The sequence below is a fragment of the Rhizobium sp. TBD182 genome (genome assembly GCF_001950375.1).
Taxonomy (GTDB): Bacteria; Pseudomonadota; Alphaproteobacteria; order Rhizobiales; family Rhizobiaceae; genus Agrobacterium; species Agrobacterium tumefaciens.
Genome location: NZ_BDLN01000001.1, coordinates 1624147 through 1641284 on the forward strand (window position 1 = coordinate 1624147; position 17138 = coordinate 1641284).

14 protein-coding genes are annotated in these 17138 nt (G+C 58.6%); 7 read left to right on the forward strand and 7 right to left on the reverse strand.

All coding sequences use genetic code 11. The features are described 5' to 3' along the window. Positions 1-87 precede the first annotated feature (87 nt). The 6 genes from T18_RS08160 to T18_RS08185 all read left to right on the forward strand — a co-directional run bounded on the left by T18_RS08160 (position 88) and on the right by T18_RS08185 (position 5708). A complete protein-coding gene (locus T18_RS08160; RefSeq protein WP_038489467.1) occupies positions 88-1134 on the forward strand; it encodes an AbrB family transcriptional regulator in 1047 nt (348 codons plus the stop codon). A 141-nt stretch (positions 1135-1275) separates the two neighbouring features. Continuing rightward, positions 1276-2187 carry an ABC transporter substrate-binding protein gene (locus T18_RS08165; RefSeq protein ID WP_013635286.1) on the forward strand — a complete coding sequence of 304 codons (912 nt, stop codon included), beginning with the start codon at positions 1276-1278 and terminating at the stop codon, positions 2185-2187. Positions 2188-2272: 85 nt separating this feature from the next. Then, the gene (locus T18_RS08170; protein ID WP_038489464.1) at positions 2273-3439 is read left to right on the forward strand and encodes an ABC transporter permease; all 1167 of its coding nucleotides are present in this window, start codon (positions 2273-2275) and stop codon (positions 3437-3439) included. Beyond that, complete coding sequence (locus tag T18_RS08175; protein ID WP_003514521.1) at positions 3436-4374, forward strand: ABC transporter ATP-binding protein; 939 nt, start codon at positions 3436-3438, stop codon at positions 4372-4374. The genes T18_RS08170 and T18_RS08175 overlap by 4 nt, the downstream gene beginning before the upstream one ends. Continuing rightward, positions 4371-5111 carry an ABC transporter permease gene (locus tag T18_RS08180; RefSeq protein ID WP_019564507.1) on the forward strand — a complete coding sequence of 247 codons (741 nt, stop codon included), beginning with the start codon at positions 4371-4373 and terminating at the stop codon, positions 5109-5111. The genes T18_RS08175 and T18_RS08180 overlap by 4 nt, the downstream gene beginning before the upstream one ends. A 108-nt stretch (positions 5112-5219) precedes the next feature. Continuing rightward, positions 5220-5708 (forward strand): gluconokinase, encoded by a 489-nt coding sequence (locus T18_RS08185; RefSeq protein WP_003514519.1) that lies wholly within the window; start codon positions 5220-5222, stop codon positions 5706-5708. On the opposite strand, the gene T18_RS08190 is transcribed toward T18_RS08185, so the two are convergent. The 7 genes from T18_RS08190 to T18_RS08220 form a co-directional block, all read right to left on the reverse strand. Next, positions 5705-7006 (reverse strand): NAD(P)/FAD-dependent oxidoreductase, encoded by a 1302-nt coding sequence (locus T18_RS08190; protein WP_038489461.1) that lies wholly within the window; start codon positions 7004-7006, stop codon positions 5705-5707. The two genes, T18_RS08185 and T18_RS08190, sit on opposite strands and share 4 nt — an antisense overlap. Before the next feature lies 1 nt (position 7007). Further along, on the reverse strand, positions 7008-8369 hold the full coding sequence (locus T18_RS08195) for a glutamine synthetase family protein (RefSeq protein ID WP_038489458.1): 1362 nt from the start codon (positions 8367-8369) through the stop codon (positions 7008-7010). Between the two features lie 235 nt (positions 8370-8604). Then, a complete protein-coding gene (locus T18_RS08200) occupies positions 8605-9852 on the reverse strand; it encodes an NAD(P)/FAD-dependent oxidoreductase (RefSeq protein WP_038489455.1) in 1248 nt (415 codons plus the stop codon). Between the two features lie 102 nt (positions 9853-9954). Further along, on the reverse strand, positions 9955-11595 hold the full coding sequence (locus T18_RS08205) for an ABC transporter ATP-binding protein (protein WP_034501848.1): 1641 nt from the start codon (positions 11593-11595) through the stop codon (positions 9955-9957). Positions 11596-11600: 5 nt separating this feature from the next. Then, the gene (locus T18_RS08210; RefSeq protein ID WP_003514514.1) at positions 11601-12746 is read right to left on the reverse strand and encodes an ABC transporter permease; all 1146 of its coding nucleotides are present in this window, start codon (positions 12744-12746) and stop codon (positions 11601-11603) included. Next, positions 12746-13840: a microcin C ABC transporter permease YejB gene (locus tag T18_RS08215; RefSeq protein ID WP_003514512.1), complete on the reverse strand. Its 1095-nt coding sequence runs from the start codon at positions 13838-13840 to the stop codon at positions 12746-12748. The genes T18_RS08210 and T18_RS08215 overlap by 1 nt, the downstream gene beginning before the upstream one ends. A 142-nt stretch (positions 13841-13982) precedes the next feature. Then, entirely contained in the window at positions 13983-15827 is a 1845-nt protein-coding gene (locus T18_RS08220) for an extracellular solute-binding protein (RefSeq protein WP_038489452.1), read from the reverse strand. Between the two features lie 206 nt (positions 15828-16033). Between T18_RS08220 and mepA the strand changes: the two genes are divergently transcribed. Next, positions 16034-17083 carry a penicillin-insensitive murein endopeptidase gene (gene mepA, locus T18_RS08225; protein WP_013635279.1) on the forward strand — a complete coding sequence of 350 codons (1050 nt, stop codon included), beginning with the start codon at positions 16034-16036 and terminating at the stop codon, positions 17081-17083. The last annotated feature ends 55 nt before the right edge of the window (positions 17084-17138 follow it).

Sequence of the window (17138 nt, forward strand, 5' to 3'; positions counted from 1 at the left end):
AATATTTTTGGTCGAGCGTGTTGACGCCAGGAGACGAAGCGGCGCATTTGGTCGCGAGCTTTTTTGAAGCAATCAGCCAGCGTCGCAATGATCATCAAGCCTGAATTCCATACATTTGCACTTACCGCGCTCGTCGGCAGCATGGGTGCGCTGCTTGCCAGTCTCCTTAACGTTCCAGCGCCGTTTCTGTCCGGTCCGGCGCTCGCCGTGACGATTACGGGACTGGCGGGCGTGAAGCTTGGGATTCCCGCCTTCATCCGCAACGCCTGTTTCGTTGTGGTCGGCATTTCGATGGGAACGAGCGTAACGCCGTCGGTGATCGATGCCGCGAAGACATGGCCACTGAGTTTCGTCATCGTGCTCGTTGCAGTCGTCATCATGCTGTATGTCGCCTATTGGATCCTGCATTACGGCTTCGGCTACGACAGGACGACGGCGATGCTGGGCGCTTCGCCCGGGCACCTCAGCTATATCATCAGCCTCGGCGCCGAGACAAAAAGCGACCTTGCGACCGTCAGCATCGTGCAAAGCGTGCGAGTGCTGGCGCTGACGCTTTCCGTGCCGCTGATTGTTGAATATTTCGATCTCGTCAGCACGGAACCGCTCATCGCCAATCCACCGATGGGCCTGTTGACACTGGCCCTGACTATTGGCGCGTCGCTTGCGATGGGATGGCTGTTCCTTCGCTGGAGATTTCCCGCAGCCCTGCTGCTGGGCGGCGTCGCGGTTTCCATCGGCACCCATATTACCGGCCTTACCGAGGGCGGCGTTCCGAGCTGGCTCAGCCTGCCGGTCTATGTGCTGATCGGCTGTCTCATTGGCACGCGCTTTTCGAATGTGTCGCTGATGGATGTGCGAAAAGGCTTTCTGGCAGGTTTCGTCGTCACCATCGCCGTGATGGTGATCGCTGGAAGTATCGCCTGGATGATTTCCAACATTACAGGCGTTCCGCTCAATGCGGTGATGATCGCCTATTCGCCGGGCGGTCTTGAAACCATGGCGGCGATGGCCGTGATGATGCATGCCGATACCGCCTATGTCGGCTCACATCACGTTCTCCGACTTCTGTTCCTGTCGGTTCTCATGCCGCTCGTCATGGGAAAGGATGCACGCAAGCGGGACGGCGAAATCTAAGCCGGGCCAGCGCCCTCGCCATACAGGTAAAAAACGCCAATGGCGTTGCAACCATTTGTTCCTCTGGCCGTTCATGTTTCTCCGCAATTGCGGCGGCGATTTTTCGCGTGTTGGACAGGCTGACCCACCGGAGGACTATTCATGAACCGCTTGATGATGTTGACAGGCGCCGGATTTGCGCTTGCCCTTTCTGTTTCCTTCGCTCAGGCGCAGGTGGTGGTGTCGTCTAAGATCGACACGGAGGGTGGCGTTCTCGGCAACATCATCCTCGCCGTGCTGAACAAGAACAATATCGAGACGACGGATCGCATCCAGCTCGGCGCTACCCCGGTCGTCAGAAAAGCGATCACGGCTGGCGAGATCGACATTTATCCGGAATACACAGGCAACGCCGCCTTCTTCTTCTCCAAGGCGGACGACCCGCTCTGGAAAGATGCCGCCAAGGCTTATCAGGAAGCCAAGACACTCGACTATGACGCCAACAAGATCGTCTGGCTGACACCATCGCCCGCAAACAACACCTGGGCGATCGCGCTGCGCAAGGATGTTGCCGACAAGAACAATCTGAAGACGCTTTCGGATTTCGGCAAATACATTGCCGGTGGCGGTGAGGTGGTTCTTGCCGCATCCTCGGAATTCGTCAATTCCGCAGCCGCCCTGCCGGCATTTCAGACAACCTACGGCTTTACCATGAAGCCGGATCAGCTGATCACGCTTTCCGGTGGCGACACGGCTGCCACTATCGCTGCCGCCGCAAACCAGACGAACAATGCCAATGCGGCCATGGTCTATGGCACCGATGGTGGCATAGCGCCGTCCGGTCTTGTCGTGCTTGAGGACGACAAGCATGTGCAGCCCGTCTACCAGCCTGCGCCGATCATTCGCGAGGAAGTTCTGAAAAAGAACCCCAATATCGAGACATTGCTGAAACCCGTTTTCGAAAAGCTGGATCTGGCAACCTTGCAGGAGCTGAACGCCCGCGTGCAGGTGGGGGGCGAACAGGCCAAGGCAGTTGCGACCGACTTCCTGACGAAAAACGGTTTCCTCAAGTAATTGCCAGAGAACCGTTGGGGCGGGATATCGGAAACCATGTGAGGTTCACCATCCCGTCCGAACCTATGATCCGGGGGAGCGGAATTTGACGAAATGGCCTGACAAGGTAGGCGTGCTGATTTCGTGCCTGCTTCTCTACGCGCTTGCAGCGTCCCCCTTCATGACATTCCGAGCCAACCGTATCATTCAGGGTGAAACGCGAACGATCTTCGAAGCGCTTCCGGTTGCTGTTGCTACCCTCCTCGTCGCCATCATTATTGTCGCCGCCTTCATCGCCTTTTTCCGGTTTCCAGCGCACCTGAAACTCGCCGCTGCGCTGGTCGGTCTCGCGGCACTGGCGATCTTCGTCGGGCAGGCGGCGTCTGCGCTGACACCTGAGGGCAACAGTTTTGCCCGCGTTTCGCCCGCCAGCGGTTTCTGGTTGATGTTTGCAGGGCTTGCATTGCTTGCCGCCGATTGCATTGCACGTCTCCAGCCGAAACCCACTTTGCGGATTTTGCTGTTGCTGGTGGCAACCGGGACGCTTGCGGCGGTCCTGACAAGCGGCCTCTGGGACGATCTCTCCATCATCAAGGAATATACCGGCCGGGCAGATATCTTCTGGACCGAAGCACTGCGGCATGTGGAACTTGCCATCGGGTCGCTGGTTGCAGCCACCCTCGCCGGTATCCCGCTCGGCATTCTCTGTTACAAGATCGAGCGTTTGCGCTCCGGTGTACTGAACGCTCTCAATATCGTCCAGACCATTCCCTCCATCGCGCTTTTCGGCCTTTTGATCGCGCCACTCGGATGGATGGCAGCCAATGTGCCGGGTGCGGCGAAGATCGGCATCGCCGGCATCGGCATGGCGCCGGCCTTCGTGGCGCTATTTCTCTATTCGCTGCTGCCCGTTGTCTCCAATACGGTGGTCGGCCTGTCCGGCGTTTCGCAGGCAGTGCGGGAAGCCGCGCGCGGGCTTGGCATGACGCCTCTGCAAAGGCTGCTGCGGGTGGAGTTTCCACTCGCCATGCCCGTCATCCTCACCGGCATCCGTATCGTGCTGGTGCAGAATATTGGTCTTACGACCATCGCAGCGCTGATCGGCGGCGGTGGATTTGGCGTTTTCGTGTTTCAGGGCATAGGGCAGACCGCGATGGACCTCGTACTGCTCGGCACCGTGCCGACCGTTCTGCTCGGCTTCGCCGCCGCGATTACGCTCGACGCCCTTATCGACAGCAATCTCTTCAGCGCAGGCGGAAGGCAAAAGGCATGATCGAGATCGACACCATCACGAAACGATATGGCGATACGGTCGTGGTCGACCAGGTCTCCCTGACTGTGGCGCCGCGCACCGTCACCGTCATCGTCGGCACTTCCGGGTCGGGAAAAACCACGCTGCTGCGCATGATAAACCGGCTGGTGGAGCCGACCTCCGGCACTATCCGCATCGACGGAGACGATGTGAGCACCATGCCGGGCTACAAGCTGCGCCGTCAGATCGGCTACGCCATTCAGGGCCATGGGTTGTTTCCGCATCGCACCGTGGCGGAGAATATCGCGACGGTTCCGCAGCTCATCGGCTGGGACCGCAAGCGCATCGATGCGAAAATCGACGCGCTGATGCAGCTCTTCCAGCTGGATCCGGCGCTTTATGCCAACCGCTTTCCGCATGAGCTTTCAGGCGGCCAGCAACAGCGTGTCGGCGTGGCGCGCGCGCTTGCAGCAGAACCGAACATTCTTCTGATGGACGAACCTTTCGGTGCACTGGACCCGGTTATCCGCGCCAAGGCCCAGAACGATCTTCTCGACATCCAGAAGAAGCTCGGTGTCACCATCGTTCTTGTCACGCATGATATGGACGAGGCCTTTCACCTGGCGGATCGTATTGCCGTCATGGACAAGGGCCGTATCGTTCAGGACTGCCCGCCGGCCGAGCTGGTGCTGAAACCGGCAACGAATTTCGTCCGCACCATGATCGGCGAAAACGAGCGCGCCCTGAAACTGCTATCCGTCCTGTCGGTTGCAGACGTCGTCGAGCCGGGAAGCGCTGAAGGCGAGCCATTGAATGAACATACCAGCCAGCGCGACGCCCTGTCTGCAATGTTGTGGGCGGGCTGCGATACCTTGCCGGTGCTGAAAGACGATGGCAAACCCGCAGGTATCGTGCGGCGCGATGTTCTGCTCCAGCGGGCTGCCGGAACCCCATGAAAAATGCCGCTTCGTTTTTCGCCCCCGGGCTTCTGGTGCTGGCGCTAATCGCCTTTCTCGCGGCGCCGCAGGTTTTCGCACCGATATTCCGCCCTCTTGTGCAGACCAATGCGCCTGCGATCTACACGCAGGCCAATCTGCTTTCCCTGACACTGTCGCATCTGACCATTGTCGCAATCGCAACGGGGCTCGCCACGCTGGTGGCGGGGGCCCTTGCGGTTCTCGTCACCCGCCCTTTCGGCGCGGATTTTCTGCCGCTATCGCGCAGCATCGTCAATATCGGCCAGACCTTTCCCCCGGTGGCGGTGCTGGCGCTTGCCGTGCCGATGATCGGTTTTGGCGAGAAACCGACGCTCATTGCGCTGTTTCTCTATGCGCTTCTACCGGTTTTCGAAAATACGCTGACAGGGCTGACCACGCTGCCGCCAACCGTCATGGATGCCGCAAAGGGCGCCGGCATGACCGGCTGGCAACGGCTCGTCAAAGTGGAGCTGCCACTTGCCCTTCCGGCGATCCTCGCAGGCATCAGGCTTTCGGCGGTGATCAGCCTTTCAACAGCAACTATCGGTTCCACGGTCGCGGCCCGCACGCTCGGAGAGGTGATCATCGCCGGCCTGCAATCCAACAATCTCGCCTTCATCCTTCAGGGCGGATTGATCGTCGCTGTGCTGGCAATCCTGATCCACGCCAGCTTTTCTGCACTGGAAAAGGCAGCGGCCCGCAAAACCGGGCACTGACAAATGCAAGCTCCTCATTTTTATGTTCCCGACATCCGCCGCGCATGTTAGGGGCTGACCGTCGAAACAGAAACATTCGAGGTTCGGGTGACAAAGGCAATCGTCGTGATGGGAGTGAGCGGCTCTGGCAAGTCCACGGTCGCAGAGGAACTGGCGGAAAAACTGGGCATTGCCTTTATTGAGGGCGACAAGCTTCACCCGAAATCCAATGTCGACAAAATGTCAGAGGGCATTCCGCTGACCGACGAAGATCGCTGGCCCTGGCTCGATCTGATTGGCGCAGAACTGCGCAAGGGAAACGAAAATAACGGTGTCGTCGTTTCCTGCTCGGCGCTGAAGAAAATCTATCGCGACCGCCTTCGCGAGGCTACCGGTGGCCCGCTCGCTTTCGTCTATCTGGACGGCAGTCTGGAACTTCTCAGCAGGCGTATGGGCGAACGCAAGGGGCACTTCATGCCGCTCTCGCTGCTCCAGACCCAGCTTGCCACGCTGGAAGTGCCGACCGGCGAACCCGGCGTCGTAACCGTCAGCATCGACGCCACGCCGGAGGAAATTACCGCAAACGCACTTTCGGGCCTGAAAGCGGTGATTTTTTAAAATCCGAGCCTGTCGCGCAGGCCGTACCACCATGCACCAAGCACGGTCAGCGGCACGCGGAACGTCTTACCGCCCGGGAACGGATAATTCGGCAGGGAACTCCAGACATCGAAACGCTCGGCGTGGCCTGCAACGGCCTCGCCCAATATCTTGCCGAGCAGATGCGTGGTGGTGACACCGTGGCCGCTGTCGCCATGCGAAAAATAGACATTGTCCGACAGTTTGCCCATATGCGGGATGCGCGTCAGAGTCAGCGCGAAATTGCCGCTCCAGGCAAAATCGATCTTCGTCTTTTCCAGTTGCGGGAAAGTCTTCAGCATATTCGGACGGATTACCCCGGTCAGATCCGCCGGATCGCTGCCGCCATAACCGATACCACCGCCATAAAGCAGGCGGTTGTCGGAGGTGCGGCGATAATAATCGAGAATATAATTGGCATCCTCGACGCAATAATTGGCTGGCAGGAGTTCCTCGATCAGATCGGCATCAAGCGGCTCTGTCGCCATGACCTGGCTTGAGACCGGCATCATCCGGTCGCCGATTTCCGGCAGCAGCTTGCCGAGATAGGCATTGCCGCAGACGAGAACATATTTCGCCTTCACGCTGCCCGTCGCCGTGCGGACGACAGGGTTTACGCCCTGCTCCAGCGAAATGACCCTCGAATTTTCGAATATGCGCGCACCGAGACTTTCGGCCGCCGCTGCTTCCCCCTGCACCAGATTGAGCGGATGGATGTGGCCGCCGAAACGGTCGATCATGCCGCCGGCATAACGATCGGTCCGCACGTATTTTCCGACATCGGCTTTGGAGACCATCTCAAGCCCGCCATGGCCGTGTTTTTCCCAATGGGCCTTGTGGGCCTCCATCTCGCGAATCTGTTTCGTCGTGAAGGCCGCAAAGAAACCGCCATCGACGAGATCGCAATCGATAGCGTATTTCGAAATGCGGCCGCGGATGATCTCCCCGCCTTCCAGCGACATTTCGCCGAGTTTCACCGCCTTGTCGTGGCCGTAACGACTGGCGATTGTTTCGAGGTCGCGGCTATAGCCATTGACGATCTGGCCGCCATTGCGCCCCGACGCGCCGAAGCCGACCCGCACGCCTTCCAGCACGATAACGGAATAGCCGCGTTCGGAAAGTTCGAGTGCTGCGGAAATCCCGGTAAACCCGCCACCGATGACGCAGACATCCGCTTCCATTGCGCCTTCAAGCGTTGGCCGCACGGATTTGACATGGGCGGAGGCCGCATACCAGGAGGATGTGTGGCCGGGATTGGGAATAGTCGTCACCTCAGCCATCTCACACCGTCCTGATATAGGCGTCATATTCGACGTCGGTTACACGCAGGGAAAATTCGGAAAGTTCCTGCTGTTTGCAGGCGGAAAACAGCGTGCGATAACGCTGGCCAAGCGTCGCATAGGCGAAACTCGAACGCGTGAAACGCTGCAATGCATAATCCCAGTTAGTGGGCAGAGGTTCGTGATTGATGGCGTGGCTGTCCCCGGAAATCGCGCCGCCCGGCTGGCGTTTTTCCTTCATGCCGGCAAGGGCAGCACTCAGGATCATCGCCACAACAAGATAGGGATTGGTATCGGCGCCGGCGACACGATGTTCGATGCGGGTTGCGGCCTTGCTGGCAGTGATAACGCGCACCGCCGCCGAGCGGTTGTCTATGCCCCAGGAGGCATAGGTGGGCGCATGTTCGCTGGGCGTCAGGCGGCGATAGGAATTGGCATGGGGAGCGAAGATCGCCATGCTCTCCCCCATGTTTTCCAGAAGGCCGCCGACCGAATGCATCAGCGCGTCCGATGGGCCGTTTTCCCCGGCGTAGATATTCCTGCCGTCACTATCGAGAACGGAAAAATGCACATGCATGCCATTGCCGGCCTGTAACCCGTACGGCTTCGCCATGAAGGTGGCGTCGAGATCGTGCCGCCGCGCCACGCCCTTGACGATACGTTTCAGGAAGACAGCGAAATCGGCGGCCCGCAACACGTCCGGCACATGATTGAGGTTGATTTCATATTGGCCGGGCCCGTTTTCCCGCAGCGTCGTATCGGCAAGAACACCCTGCGCCCTGCATGCGGTTGCGATATCATGGAAGACATCCTCGAAATCCTGCAATTCGGAAATCGACAGAACCTGTGTCTGGCCCGTGTGCCACCGGCCTTCGCGGCTGTGCGGCGGACGCACCGGATCGAGCGCAGAGCGAACCGGGTCGATCAGGTAAAATTCAAGTTCGGTCGCCACGACCGGCGTGAGGCCGGCCTTTTTGTAGGCTTCCAGCACCCTTGCCAGAACATTGCGCGGATCGCCATAAAACCCGGTTCCATCAGGATTTTTCATCGCGAGCAGGACTTGCGCGGTCGGCCGGCCGAGCCATGTCACCCGAGACAGCGTGCCGGGAACAGGAAAGCACAACCCGTCCGGATCGCCCGTCCCTTCGGCGAGGCCTGCGGCATGCACATCGCGGCCCCAAATATCCAGCGCATAGACCGAGCGTGGGATCGCCATTCCCTTTTCAAGGACATCGATCGCCCTTTCGCGCGGAATCCATTTGCCGCGCGGCACGCCGTTCGCATCTATGACGAAGGCTTCGAGAATTTCGATATCGGGGTTATCGTCGAAAAATTTCTTTGCTTTTTCAATATCATCCATCATGCACCAGCAGGCCGTTTCTCTTCTGTTTCGCGCGCAGAAGCGCTTCGCTAACGAAAATCGTCCTGCTGTTGATAGATGAGAAACCTCGCCGTCATGATGACGCTTGCCCCTTTTCCCTTTTTATAAACCCATGTTACGTGGCTCGCCGCGGGAAGGCCAGCGGATTCGGCCATCAGAGCGGGATGGCGAAAAGTGTACACGGTTTTCGCCAGAGATGACTTCAGTTCATCAGGATCTAGGGATTGAACCTTTCGGGTCGATAGGCATCGATGGCGATGACCGGCGTTTCTCCCAGCATGGTTTCCGCCAGCACACGGCCAGTGATGGGCCCGAGTGTCAGGCCGTGATGGGCGTGACCGAACGAGAACCACAATGTCCTGTGGCGCGGCGCCTTGCCGATGATCGGCATCATATCCGGTGTGCAGGGACGCGCGCCCATCCAGGGTTCCGCATCCAGCCTGCCGCCCAGAGGAAAGACGGTGCGGGCGACCCGTTCCGCCCGCTCGATCTGCACGGGAGATTTCGGCGCATCACGTTCGGCAAATTCCGCGCCGGTCGTCAGGCGGATGCCTTTGCGCATTGGCGCGAGGAAATAACCGCGCTCGGCGTCGATCAACCAGTTGTTGAGCTTGGTGCCCTCCTGCGGCGCATAGTGCATGTGATAGCCGCGTTTCACGCCGAGCGGAAAGCGGTAACCGAGCCGTTCCGTCACCGTATCCGCCCAGGGGCCTAGTGCGACAACGGCATGTTCAGCCTCCATCGCCCCGGTTTCGGTGCGTACCGTCCAACCACTTGTCGTCTGGCTGAGCGTGGATGCATCACCCCGGACAAAGGTTCCGCCAAGGCTCTCGAACAGTCTGACATAGGCGAGCGTCAGCGCATGTGGATCGCGCAACGACCATGGATCATTCCATTTCAAACCGCCGACGAAATCCCGGCTGAGATGCGGCTCCGCCGCGGCGAGTTCCGCCCCATCGAGTTTCGTGTGGGAGATGCCGTGGTCGCGCGCCAGACGTTCGGCGAAAGCAAAGTCTGCATCCCGCCTTTCGGCGGTCCTGTAGGCCTCCATCCAACCGTTTTTCACGATTAGATCGCCGGCCTTGGCTTCATCGATCAGGATGCTGTGTTCGGAGACCGAGTGCTCAATCAGCGGCGCGTAGGCGCGGGCAATTGCTGCGTGGCGCGTGGCTGCGGAATTATACCAGTAGCGGCCAAGAAAAGGCGCGATCTTCGGCAGGGCAGAGAGATGATAACGGGCATCGATGCTGTTGTTCAGGGAATAGCGGAGAAGCCGGCTAACTTCCTGCGGGAAGGCGTAGGGAACGACACCCTCTCTCTGGATCAGTCCGGCATTGCCGAAGGAGGTTTCCTCACCCGGTCCCCGCCGGTCCACCAGCACCACCGATTTGCCCCTGCGGGCCAGTTGCAAAGCGACGGAGACCCCGATGATCCCCGCCCCCAAAACGATCACATCCGCTGCCATGGCATTCAATCCGTTTGCGTATCTCGTCCCCGCAACATGGGTCGGCATTTTGCGCAAAGCAACAGAAAAATCATCGTCTTAATAGAAACAGCAATGCGCCTGCTACTGGCTCACCGCTTTAGTTTCGACTGCCTCGATATTGAAAGCAGCAGCCAGCAGGGCCTTGGTGTATTCCTGTTGCGGATCGGCGAATATCTCCGCTGCCGGGCCGCTCTCCACCACCTTGCCGTTGCGCATGACGATTACGTCGTTGGCAAGCGCTTTAACTACCTTCAGGTCATGACTGATGAAGAGATAGGCGAGTTCGTGGCGGGCCTGAAGATCGCGCAAGAGATCGACCACCTGTGCCTGCACGCTCATGTCGAGCGCCGATGTGGGCTCGTCCAACATGACGAAGCGAGGTTTCAACACCATGGCGCGGGCAATGGCGATACGCTGACGCTGACCACCGGAAAATTCATGCGGATAGCGCCAGCGCGTCGCCGGGTCGAGCCCGACTTCTTCCAGCGCCTGGGCGACGCGGGTATCCCGCTCATCGGCGGAAAGCTGTCGCTCGTGCACCTTCAGACCCTCGGCAACGATTTCGCCCACCGACATGCGTGGGCTGAGCGAACCGTAAGGATCCTGAAACACCACCTGAAGCCGATTTCTGAGCGGCTTCATCATTTCATAGGAATAGCTGTCGATCGACTGACCGATGAAACTGATACGCCCCTCAGACGCTATAAGACGCGATAGGGCGAGACCGAGTGTCGTTTTGCCGGAGCCGGATTCGCCCACGACGCCAACCGTCTGTCCTGCGCGCAGGGTAATATCGATACCGTCAACCGCCTTCACGTGGTCGACCACCTTGCGCATCAGCCCCGCCTTGATCGGGAACCAGACTTTTATGTCGTCGCCCTGCATGACGACAGGTTTGCTGGCATCGGAAAGCGGCGGCTCGCCCTTGGGTTCGGCAGCCAGAAGATGGCGGGTATAGGCATGCTGCGGATCGGTAAACACCTGTTCCACCGTGCCGGTCTCGACGATCTTTCCCTTGGTCATCACGCAGACACGATCGGCAAACTTACGGACAATGCCGAGATCGTGGGTGATGAACAGCATGGACATGCCGTGCCGGTTTTTGAGGTCGCTCAGCAGTTCAAGGATCTGCGCCTGAACGGTTACATCGAGTGCGGTCGTGGGTTCATCTGCGATCAGCAGTTTCGGCCGGTTGGCAAGCGCCATGGCGATCATCACGCGCTGCCGCTGGCCGCCGGACAATTCATGAGGATAGGCCTTCAGGCGCTTTTCCGGCTCGCGGATACCCACCTGTAATAACAGTTCCAGCGTTCGCGCCCGCGCTTCAGCGCCGGTGATTGCCTGATGCAGTTCCAGAATCTCGCCGATCTGCCGCTCGATGGTGTGGAGCGGGTTGAGCGAGGTCATCGGCTCCTGGAAAATCATGGTGATGTCGTTGCCGCGAACAGCGCGCAACGCGCGTTCCGGCAGGGTCAGCATATCCTTGCCGTCGAACAGGATTTTGCCCGAAGGATGGCTCGCCGCCGGATAGGGCAGCAATTTGAGAATGGAGTTCGCCGTGACCGATTTTCCGGAGCCGGATTCCCCGACTAGGGCGACAACTTCGCCCGGCATCAGGTCGAAGGAGACATGATCTACGGCGATGCTGGTCGCTCCACCCTGATGAAAGGCAACGGAGAGATCACGGACGGAGAGAAGCGGCTGGGTCTTTGTTTCCATCATGGCAATCACCGGAACGTCTTGCGTGGGTCGAAGGCGTCTCGCACCGCCTCGCCGACGAAGATCAGCAGCGACAGCATGATGGACATGGTGAAGAAGGCCGTGAGGCCAAGCCAGGGCGCCTGAAGATTGTTCTTGCCCTGCGCGATCATCTCGCCCAGCGACGGCGATCCCGGCGGCATGCCGAAGCCGAGGAAATCGAGCGAGGTCAAAGTGGTGATAGAGCCGGAAAGGATGAACGGCAGGAAGGTCAGTGTTGCCACCATGGCGTTTGGCAGAAGATGCCGGAACATGATTGTCCAGTTGCCGACGCCAAGGGCGCGGGCGGCGCGGACATATTCGAAGTTTCTGGCACGCAGGAATTCCGCGCGCACGATGCCGACGAAGCCGACCCATGAAAACAGCAGCATGATGCCAAGCAGCACGAAGAAACCCGGCGGCAGAATAGCCGCGATGATCAGCAGGATGTAAAGCACCGGCATGGATGACCAGATTTCAATGAAACGCTGCAACAGCAGGTCCGTCCAGCCGCCGAAATAACCCTGGATGGCGCCGGCAGTCACCCCAACGAGGGCGGAAGCGATCGTCAGCGTCAGGCCGAAAAGCACGGAAATACGGAAGCCATAGATCATCCGCGCCGTGACGTCGCGCGCTTGATTGTCGGTTCCGAGCCAATTGAGATTGCCGAGCGTACAGCCGGGATCGGCATTGCCCTGCGGATAGGCCGAGCAACGGTCCTTTTCATCCATCAGCCAGAAGGGTGCCGTGGGGGCGGAATGCGGAATGTTGGAATTGACCGTCTGATAGGAATAGCGGATCGGCGGCCAGATCATCCAGCCATTGGCGTTGATCTCGTCCTGAATGAAGGAGGATTTGTAGTCAGTCTGGGCAAGGAACCCGCCAAACTTTTCCTCCGGATAATCGACCATGACCGGCACCAGAAATTCGCCCTTGTAGGAAGCGAAAATGGGTTTGTCATTGGCGATGAATTCCGCAATCAGGCTCAGGAAAAACAGGATCAGGAACAGCCAGAAGGACCAGTAACCGCGCCGGTTTGCCTTGAAATTCTGCCAGCGGCGCTTGGTGGTTGGTGAAAACCACGGGCGCTTCGGCTTTACCAACGTTTCCGTTGCGGCGGTATGGGCAAGCGTCATCACACGTCCCTCCGCTCGAAATCGATTCGCGGATCGATCCATGTGTAGATAAGGTCGGATAGGAGGCTGACCACGAGGCCCATCAGCGAAAAGATGAAGAGCGTGCCGAACACGATCGGGTAGTCGCGATTGACGACCGAGAGATAACCGAGGCGGCCTAGGCCATCCAGCGAGAAGATATTCTCGATCAGCAGCGAACCGGTAAAGAATGCCGAGATGAAGGCGCCCGGAAAACCAGCGATCACGATCAGCATCGCATTGCGGAAGACGTGGCCATAAAGAACCTTGCGTTCGCTGAGCCCCTTGGCGCGGGCGGTCACGACATATTGCTTCTTGATCTCGTCGATGAAGGAATTTTTCGTCAGAAGCGTCGTCGTCGCGAAAGCCGAAAGCGATAGCGCGATCAGCGGCAGGGTCAGGTGCCAGAAATAGTCGATAATCTTCTGCCACCAGTTCAGCTGGTCAAAATTGTCCGATACCAGACCGCGCAGCGGGAACCAGTCGAAGAACGATCCGCCGGCGAAAAGCACGATGAGAAGAATGCCGAACAGGAAGCTCGGAACGGCATAACCGATGATGATGATGCCTGATGTCCAGATATCAAAGGTCGAGCCGTCGGAAACGGCTTTCTTGATGCCGAGTGGAATGGAGATCATGTAGGAGATGATCAGGATCCAGAAGCCGAGCGACATCGAGACCGGCAGCTTGTCGATGATGAGATCGATGACCGAGGAATTGCGGAAGAAGCTGTCGCCGAAATCGAAGCGTATGTAATTCCACATCATTTCGAGAAAACGGGTGAGCGGCGGTTTGTCGAAACCGAACTGTTTCTCAAGCTTGGCGATCAGCTCCGGATCAAGGCCCTGCGCACCGCGATATTTCGAGCCGCTTTCATCGAAACCGCCGGACTGGCCCATAAGATCGCCGCCGCCGGAGAGGCGGTCGGAGGCGCTGTCGCCCTGCCCAGTCAGTTGCGCGACGACCTGTTCCACCGGCCCGCCCGGCGCGAACTGGATCACAAGAAACGAAATGCCCATAATGCCGATAATGGTCGGGATCATCAGCGCCAGACGTCTGAGAATATAGGCGCCCATCAGCCTTTGCTCCCGGCTGATACGTCAGCGGTTTTCGTTTCTGTCAAACCCGGTCCTTTCCTGAAAGCGCTGCCTTGCGCGATCCAAGCGATTCGTCTCGCCCTATGTGAATCAAGCCTTCGGCGCGAAAGCAAGCGCGGCGTCAGTTCGCGGCCTGGCTGGACCACCATGCTTCCGGAAAACCGATGCCATATTGCGGCAGGTTTTCCGGACGGATGAGCGTGTTCCAGTAAGCGACGAACATCTCGCCGCGATAAAATTGCGGTATGACGTAGCTGTTTGCCAGAAGCACCCGGTCAAGCGCCCGCGCGGCGGCCACCTGCTCATCCCGGTTGGGCGCAAATATGACCTTCCTGACCAAAGCGTCGACGGCAGGGTTCTTGATGCCGGCGAGATTGTTGGAGCCCTGCCGGTCGGCCGCCGCCGAACCCCAGAAATCCGCCTGTTCGTTTCCAGGATTTGCCGACGTCGCCCAGAGCTTGACCGCAACGTCGAAATCGAAGCTGCGGGTACGGTTGGTATATTGCGAGGCATCGACGGTGCGGATGGTCGCATTGACGCCGATCTTCTTCAGGTTCTGGACATAGGGCAGGATGGTTCTTTCCATGCCGGAGGAATCGATCAGAAACTCCATATCCAGCGGCTGCCCGCTCGCCGCGTTGACCATGCGGTTGCCGCGAAGCTCATAACCGGCCTCCTTCATCAGCTTGACCGCCTCGCGCAGATTGTCACGCTGTTTGGCGGCTTCACCGGCGACGGGATTGCTATATTCGGTGGTGAAGACCTCCGGCGGCACCTGATCCTTCAACTCCTGAAGAATTTCGAGTTCACGACCGGTCGGCAGGCCGGAAGAGGCGAGCTCGCTGCCCATGAAAAAGCTGTTGATGCGCTGAAACTGACCGTAAGCCAGCGTCCTGTTCAGCTCTTCGAAGTCGAAAGCATAGTTAAGCGCCTTGCGCAGTTTCGGGTTCTGGAACTTCTCCCGCCGCATGTTCGGCACGAAGGCCTGCATGATGCCGACGGCGCGATAGATGTTCGGCAATTCCTCCTTTGTGACGCGGCCTTCCTTGACGGCCGGAAAATCATAACCAGTGACCCAGCGGCTGGAAGAAGCTTCCTGCCGGAAATCGACTGTGCCTGATTTGAAAGCCTGGAACTCGACGTCCTGATCGGCAAAGAAGGTATAGGTGATTGTTTTGAAATTGTGCTGGCCGACATTCACATTGATGTCCTTGCCCCAATAGTCGTCACGTCGCTCATAGGTCATCGTCGATCCGGGAGACAGCGACGCTATTTTATAGGGGCCAGAACCCATCACCGGCTCCAGCGTGCCACGCGATATGTCGCGCGGCTTGCCATCAGGACCAACGCCCTCCCACCAGTGTTTGGGAACAATCAGCAACTGCCCGACGATCTGCGGCAATTCGCGATTGTTCTTTTCATCGAAGGTAAAGGTGATGTCCCTTTCACCCGTCACCTCTGCCTTGGTCACATGGGTGTAATAGGTCGCAAGCTGCGGGCTGAGATCTTTGGCTTTTTCAAAGCTGAAGACGACATCTTCCGGCGTCACCGGCTTGCCGTCGGCCCATTTCGCTTCTGCGCGCAGCCTGAAGGTGGCTTTGGAGATATCGTCGGGATAGCTCACGCCCTCTGCCAGGAGACCGTAGGAGGCCGAGAGTTCCTCTTCCGTCGATTTCATCAGTGTGTCGAAAACCAGCGAAAGACCTGTAGCCGCCTCACCCTTGGCGAGCAGCGGATTGAGCGTGTCGAAGGTTCCCGACGTCGACAGGCGTAGCGTGCCGCCTTTCGGCGCCTTGGTGTTCACATAGTCAAAATGATCAAAACCATCGGGATGCTTCAATTCACCGACCGTCGAGATTCCCTTTCGCCACACATCCGCAGACTGTGCGGAGGCGGCCGCCGGCATCAGCATGGCAGAGGCCGCAAGAGCGACGAGGAGCCGGGATTTCAACGGTGCCAATTTCATTCGGGACGTTCCCTGTTTTCGTGTTTGTTGAAGAGAGCATAAAACAAACATTGGCAAAAAACAGATGCTCCGGCTCACAAGCTCTTTATTGAGGCCTTTATTCGCATGCCTTGGTGCGGGCGGCTTGAAACATGGTTTCAACAAAATCCCGATCCAGTTTATCCTGAGGGGCGAGAGAATCATTTAGTCGGAACGGGCACGAATATATGACGGCGGGATCATCCAGAGTTTTCAAGGCGGCCATGCTGGCGATTTCGGTCGTTTCGGCGCTCCAGTTGCAGACGCAAATCGCATCGGCCGAGGACAGGCCCGCGAAAGAAGTATTCGGCCACATCGACCTGCCATCTGCGAATAGCTCCCAGCCGATCGGCTCCTATGCAAAGGGATGTCAGTCCGGCGCCATCGCCATGCCCGCAGATGGCCCGACGTGGCAAGCCATGCGCCTTTCCCGCAATCGCAACTGGGGCCAACCGCAGCTGATTTCCTTCCTCGAGCGGTTTTCGCAGGATGCACAGAAAATCGGCTGGCCGGGCCTGTTGCTCGGAGATATCTCACAGCCGCGCGGTGGACCGATGCTGACAGGCCATGCCTCGCACCAGATCGGCCTCGATGTCGATGTGTGGTGGCGGCCCATGCCGAACCCAAGGCTGACGGTGCAGCAGCGCGAGACGCTGCCTTTCATTTCCATGCTTGATAAGTCCAAGTTCCTGACGGTCGATGACCGCAAATGGTCGCCGCTCAATGCACGGCTGGTAATGATGGCAGCGAGCTATCCGCAGGTGGAGCGGGTCTTCGTGAACCCGGCAATCAAGCAGAAACTCTGCCAGACATGGACCGGCGACCGCACCTTCATGGGCAAGATCAGGCCAATCTACGGTCACGACGAACATTTCCACATCCGGCTGGAATGCCCGCCCGGCGCGCCCAACTGCAAACCTCAGGCCGAAGTTGGCAAAGGTGACGGTTGCGACAAGTCGCTGGCCTGGTGGTTCACCAAGGAACCATGGGCGCCGCCGAAAAAAGACCCAAATGCCAAGCCTGTGAAACCCCGTCAGGTCATGGTCTCCGATCTGCCCGCAGCCTGTGCCGCCGTGGCCGCCGCCCCATCCGCCAACACGGAAGGTTTTGCTGCGCAGGCATATTCCCCGGCCCAGGCCGTGCGCCAGCAAGGCGTGGAACAGATAATCCAGAACGCTCCGGCCATTCAGCCACCTGCGGATATTCCGCTTCCGACCCAGCGCCCGACATTGAACTGAAACAGAAATGCGGCATTAAACAGCTTCCCTTTTCAAATGGGGACAAGCTGTTATA

Bases quoted from the DNA above. Each gene is read 5' to 3' on its own strand.
- T18_RS08160 (WP_038489467.1), top strand. From the start codon at position 88: ATGATCATCAAGCCTGAATTCCATACATTTGCACTTACCGCGCTCGTC.
- T18_RS08165 (WP_013635286.1), top strand. From the start codon at position 1,276: ATGAACCGCTTGATGATGTTGACAGGCGCCGGATTTGCGCTTGCCCTT.
- T18_RS08175 (WP_003514521.1), top strand. From the start codon at position 3,436: ATGATCGAGATCGACACCATCACGAAACGATATGGCGATACGGTCGTG.
- T18_RS08180 (WP_019564507.1), top strand. From the start codon at position 4,371: ATGAAAAATGCCGCTTCGTTTTTCGCCCCCGGGCTTCTGGTGCTGGCG.
- T18_RS08185 (WP_003514519.1), top strand. From the start codon at position 5,220: ATGGGAGTGAGCGGCTCTGGCAAGTCCACGGTCGCAGAGGAACTGGCG.
- T18_RS08190 (WP_038489461.1), bottom strand. From the start codon at position 7,006: ATGGCTGAGGTGACGACTATTCCCAATCCCGGCCACACATCCTCCTGG.
- T18_RS08195 (WP_038489458.1), bottom strand. From the start codon at position 8,369: ATGATGGATGATATTGAAAAAGCAAAGAAATTTTTCGACGATAACCCC.
- T18_RS08200 (WP_038489455.1), bottom strand. From the start codon at position 9,852: ATGGCAGCGGATGTGATCGTTTTGGGGGCGGGGATCATCGGGGTCTCC.
- T18_RS08205 (WP_034501848.1), bottom strand. From the start codon at position 11,595: ATGATGGAAACAAAGACCCAGCCGCTTCTCTCCGTCCGTGATCTCTCC.
- T18_RS08210 (WP_003514514.1), bottom strand. From the start codon at position 12,746: ATGACGCTTGCCCATACCGCCGCAACGGAAACGTTGGTAAAGCCGAAG.
- T18_RS08215 (WP_003514512.1), bottom strand. From the start codon at position 13,840: ATGGGCGCCTATATTCTCAGACGTCTGGCGCTGATGATCCCGACCATT.
- T18_RS08220 (WP_038489452.1), bottom strand. From the start codon at position 15,827: ATGAAATTGGCACCGTTGAAATCCCGGCTCCTCGTCGCTCTTGCGGCC.
- mepA (WP_013635279.1), top strand. From the start codon at position 16,034: ATGACGGCGGGATCATCCAGAGTTTTCAAGGCGGCCATGCTGGCGATT.